A 3,566-nucleotide genomic window follows, 5' to 3' on the forward strand; every position below is an offset into this window, starting at 1 on the left:
ACGCAGCACCTTGCTGTCCGAGGAGAGCCAGAGCTCGTCGGGTCCCTCGGCATGCAGGCAGGCGTTGGTCACCAGCTCGGACACGACCAGGAGGACGTCCTCCGCCGCCGCCCGGTGGTCGGCGCTCGCCGCGGGCAGCCAGCCCCAGGCCTGGAGTGCCTGGCGTGCGAAGTCCCGGGCGAGCGGCACGATGCCGCTCGCGCCGCTCAGGCTCAGCCTGCGGACCTGGCGCCCCTGAAGGCCCGTGGCCGCCGCGGCTACCTGGTCCGCCGCAGCGGCCTGGTCCGCAGCGGCTACCTGGTCCGCGGGAGCGTCCGCGACAACGGTCTCGGACTCCGGACCGCGGTCGCCCGGCGAGCAAGGCCGGGTGGTGCTCATCAGCGCTTCACCTCACCGACAAGAGGACTCTGGACAAGAAACTGGACAAGTAGCGGGGCTCCAAGAGAGATCATCGGCTGCTCGGCCGTTCCTGCTGTTGATTTGGCAACGATTGCTTTACGGCGGACCGCCGCGGATTCTGCCGACGTATCCAGGGTGTCTCCTGCCCGGCCGAACCGTGAGAACACCCACTTATTCGACGTAACCCGTGTGACGCTGGTAACGCGGTGATCACGTAGGGACAACTGGCGCGTAACTCTTGGGCACGCTCCGTCAGCAGGCCGTCCGATCAGTCGGCGAGCGCCGCTTCGAGCGTCTCGTGGACAGTGAAGACCGCGTCGGCTCCAGTGATCTCGAAGACTCGGGCCACCACCGGCTGCATCGCGGCCAGATGCACCCCGCCCCCCGCGGCCTCGGCCTTGAGCCGGGCCCCCAGGAGGACATTGAGTCCGGTGGAGTCCATGAATTCCAGACGCGCACAGTCGACCACGAGGCGCGAGAAGCCGTCGTCGAGGCAGGTCTCGAGTGGTTCACGCAACAAATCGGCGGTGTGGTGATCCAACTCACCTGCCGGAGTCACGACGACGCTCGGGCCCTCGGCCCGGACTTCGACCAGAAGCCGGCCACCCTGCGCGCTACCGACTGTCCCGCGGTCCATTCCGTCACTCACTTCCGACCGTCGTGGCTGTTGATGACGCCCCTGAACATTACGCCTTCCGTACGGTCTCCGGTACCCGAACAAGCCCCTGAATTCGGACATTTCGTCGCACACCGCACTTGCGACCGGGCTGTGGAACCGGGTAGGGGTAGAAGAGACAGTAATCAACACGGACGGCTTTGGAGGCGCCGCACACCGCAGTGCACGTATTGGCATCGGCAGCCATATGCCGAGAACGATGGAGGACACCATGTCACCCCGGCTCGACGAATCGCGCACTGACCGAGCGACGTCGACACTCCCGCCGAACCGTATAGAGACCGAGATCCCGGGTCCCCGCACGGAAGCCACGCCGGACGAGTTCCCGGCCCTGACGGCCGTATCGGAGACGGAAGCCCCCGAGGGGCTCGCCGATCTGCCCGAGATCCCGCCGTACGACGAAGTGGGGCCGCTGGATGCGAGGGCTCTGTCCAAGACCCTCTTCGAACGCCTCGAAACGCTCGAGGAAGGCACGCACGAGTACGCGTACGTACGCAACACTCTCGTCGAACTCAATCTCGCCCTGGTCAAGTTCGCCGCCTCCCGGTTCCGCTCCCGCAGCGAGCCCATGGAGGACATCATCCAGGTCGGCACCATCGGCCTGATCAAGGCGATCGACCGCTTCGAGCTCAGCCGCGGCGTCGAGTTCCCCACCTTCGCGATGCCGACCATCGTCGGCGAGATCAAGCGCTTCTTCCGCGACACGAGTTGGTCGGTGCGCGTCCCGCGCCGCCTTCAGGAACTCCGTCTGGACCTCGCCAAGGCGGGCGACGAACTCGCCCAGCAATTCGATCGCGCCCCCACGGTGGGCGAGCTCGCCGAGCGCCTGGGCATCTCCAAGGACGAGGTCGTGGAGGGCATGGCGGCGTCCAACGCCTACACGGCTAGCTCGCTGGACGCCCAGCCCGAGGAGGACGACTCCGAGGGCGCGCTCGCGGACCGCATCGGCTACGAGGACCACGGACTCGAAGGCATCGAGTTCGTCGAGTCGTTGAAGCCGCTGATCGCCGAACTCCCGGCGCGCGACCGGAAGATCCTCTCGCTCCGCTTCGTCGCCAACATGACGCAGTCGGAGATAGGCGATGAGCTCGGCATCTCGCAGATGCACGTCTCGCGACTGCTGTCGCGCACTCTGGTCAAGCTCCGCAAGGGATTGACCGTCGACGAGTGAGGGGGCTCGCCGCTCGGCGTTTTCGCGGGCGACCTGATCGCCGCTTCGCGGCGGATTGCTCCCACCCACCCACCCGTTTGCCCCGCGTCCAGGGGCGGGCGGGTGGGTTGCTGTTGTTCAGGTGTCAACGTGCCGCTGCCTCAAGGCCTCACGGTGCCGCCGTGGCCCCCGGGTGGCCCTCCAGCGCCGCCGCCACCGCCGCCTCCGCGTGCAGGCGGGTCGTCGGGAAGACCGGCACCGGGCTGTGTTCCTGCCCGATCAGGAGCTCGATCTCGGTGCACCCCAGGATGACGCCCTCAGCTCCTTCCCGTACAAGATCCTCGATGACGTTCTGGTACCCGGCCCTGGACGCCTCATGCACCACCCCGAGGCACAACTCCTCGTAGATCACCCGGTGCACGAGCGCGCGCCCCTCCGCGTCCGGCACGAGCACGTCGAGCCCGTGCGCGGCCAGCCTCTCCCGGTAGAAGTCCTGCTCCATGGTGAAGGCGGTGCCGAGCAGCCCCACGCGCCGCAGGCCGCCTCCCAGCACCGCGGCGGCGGTCGCGTCCGCCAGGTGCAGGAGAGGCACGGAGAGAGCCGCCTGGACCTGCTCTGCGACCTTGTGCATGGTGTTGGTGCAGATCAGCACGAGATCCACGCCGGCCGCCTCCACCGCCTTGCCGGCCCCGGCGAGCACGTCCCCCGCCGCCTCCCACTCCCCCGCGACCTGAAGCCGCTCGATCTCGGCGAAGTCGACGGAGTACAGCACGCACCGCGCGGAGTGCAGCCCGCCGAGCCGCTCCCGCACCAGCTCGTTGAGCAGCCGGTAGTACTCGGCGCTGGACTCCCAGCTCATGCCCCCGATGAGGCCGATGGTCCGCACGATCAGCCCTCATCCCTGAACAGACGGATCTTCTCGCGGGCCGTCTCGACGGCCTTCGAGACGTCACTCGCGCTGCAACGATCGGCGCCGTACGAGTCGACTCTGCCCACCACTGCCACCAGCCAGGGCTGTACCTTCTCCGGGGCGTCGGCCTCAACCTTGCTCAGCCGTTCCGAAAGGTTCTCGAGCTGCTCCTGGGTGGGACCGGCCGGGCGCCGGAAGGCGACCGCCAGGTCACCGAGCTCGCTCTGCGCCGCCGCAGTGTCCGACTTGCGATCCTCCCGCGCCTGGCGGCGTACTCCCGGCCGATCCTTCACCCAGTCGAAGAACCACTTCAGGAGCGCGCCCACCACCAGCAGAAGGACGGCCAGCGCGATCTCCATACCACTCACGGGTGCGCCTCCCCCAGGTGAGTCCTCACTGCACTCTCCATTCCGCACGTATCTGAACCACCG

At 67.8% G+C, this 3,566-nt stretch carries 5 protein-coding genes; 1 reads left to right on the plus strand and 4 read right to left on the minus strand.

Annotation, left to right across the window (positions count from 1 at the left end; translation table 11 throughout):
* Positions 1-378 (minus strand): ATP-binding protein (locus ACQKIP_RS32845; protein ID WP_427744974.1); only part of this gene is annotated, 378 nt, incomplete at its 3' end.
* 289 nt (positions 379-667) lie between these two features.
* Positions 668-1,036 carry an STAS domain-containing protein gene (locus tag ACQKIP_RS32850; protein WP_365863757.1) on the minus strand — a complete coding sequence of 123 codons (369 nt, stop codon included), beginning with the start codon at positions 1,034-1,036 and terminating at the stop codon, positions 668-670.
* 250 nt (positions 1,037-1,286) lie between these two features.
* Between ACQKIP_RS32850 and ACQKIP_RS32855 the strand changes: the two genes are divergently transcribed.
* Positions 1,287-2,246 carry an RNA polymerase sigma factor SigF gene (locus tag ACQKIP_RS32855; RefSeq protein WP_427744980.1) on the plus strand — a complete coding sequence of 320 codons (960 nt, stop codon included), beginning with the start codon at positions 1,287-1,289 and terminating at the stop codon, positions 2,244-2,246.
* Between the two features lie 148 nt (positions 2,247-2,394).
* Here ACQKIP_RS32855 and ACQKIP_RS32860 read toward each other — a convergent pair whose 3' ends face one another.
* Complete coding sequence (locus ACQKIP_RS32860; RefSeq protein ID WP_365863760.1) at positions 2,395-3,111, minus strand: aspartate/glutamate racemase family protein; 717 nt, start codon at positions 3,109-3,111, stop codon at positions 2,395-2,397.
* A 2-nt stretch (positions 3,112-3,113) separates the two neighbouring features.
* On the minus strand, positions 3,114-3,503 hold the full coding sequence (locus ACQKIP_RS32865; RefSeq protein ID WP_365863762.1) for a hypothetical protein: 390 nt from the start codon (positions 3,501-3,503) through the stop codon (positions 3,114-3,116).
* Positions 3,504-3,566: the final 63 nt, after the last annotated feature.

The organism is Streptomyces sp. NPDC059900, from assembly GCF_050270335.1.
Classification (GTDB): domain Bacteria; phylum Actinomycetota; class Actinomycetes; order Streptomycetales; family Streptomycetaceae; genus Streptomyces.